The following is a 583-nucleotide window of genomic DNA, read 5'->3' on the forward strand; positions in this document are numbered from 1 at the left end:
CCGATGATGTGGCGTATGTGATTTACACGTCGGGGACGACGGGTAGGCCGAAGGGGGTGGCGGTTGCGCATCGCAGTGTGACGCGGTTGTTGGAGACGTTGGATGCGCAGATGGGTTTGGCCGATCAGGTGTGGACGCAGTGTCATTCGTTGGCGTTTGACTATTCGGTGTGGGAGATCTGGGGCCCGTTGCTGTATGGGGGCCAGGTGGTGGTGGTTCCGGATGCGGTGGTGCGTTCGCCGCAGGATTTGTGTGCGTTGTTGGTCGAGCAGCAGGTGACGGTGCTGAGTCAGACGCCGTCGGCGTTTTATGCGTTGCAGGCTGCGGTGGAGTTGGATCCGGGGTTGGGTGCGCGGTTGGCGTTGCAGGCGGTGGTCTTTGGTGGGGAGGCGTTGGAGCCGCAGCGGTTGGCGGGGTGGTTGGCCGCGCGGGGCGGCACGCCGCGGTTGATCAATATGTATGGGATTACCGAGACCACGGTGCATGCCTCGTTTAGGGAGATCAGCGCTGCCGATGTGGGGTGTGTGGTCAGCCCGATCGGGGTGCCGTTGGCGCATTTGGGGTTTTTTGTTCTTGATGAGTG

General features: G+C 62.1%; 1 protein-coding gene. It reads left to right on the top strand.

Going from position 1 to position 583, the window contains the following annotated elements; all coding sequences use genetic code 11:
• Positions 1–583: AMP-binding protein (locus MELE44368_RS24785; protein ID WP_164890220.1), on the top strand; the 583-nt coding region annotated here is incomplete at both ends.

This window comes from Mycolicibacterium elephantis DSM 44368 (assembly GCF_004014805.1).
Classification (GTDB): Bacteria; Actinomycetota; Actinomycetes; order Mycobacteriales; family Mycobacteriaceae; genus Mycobacterium; species Mycobacterium elephantis.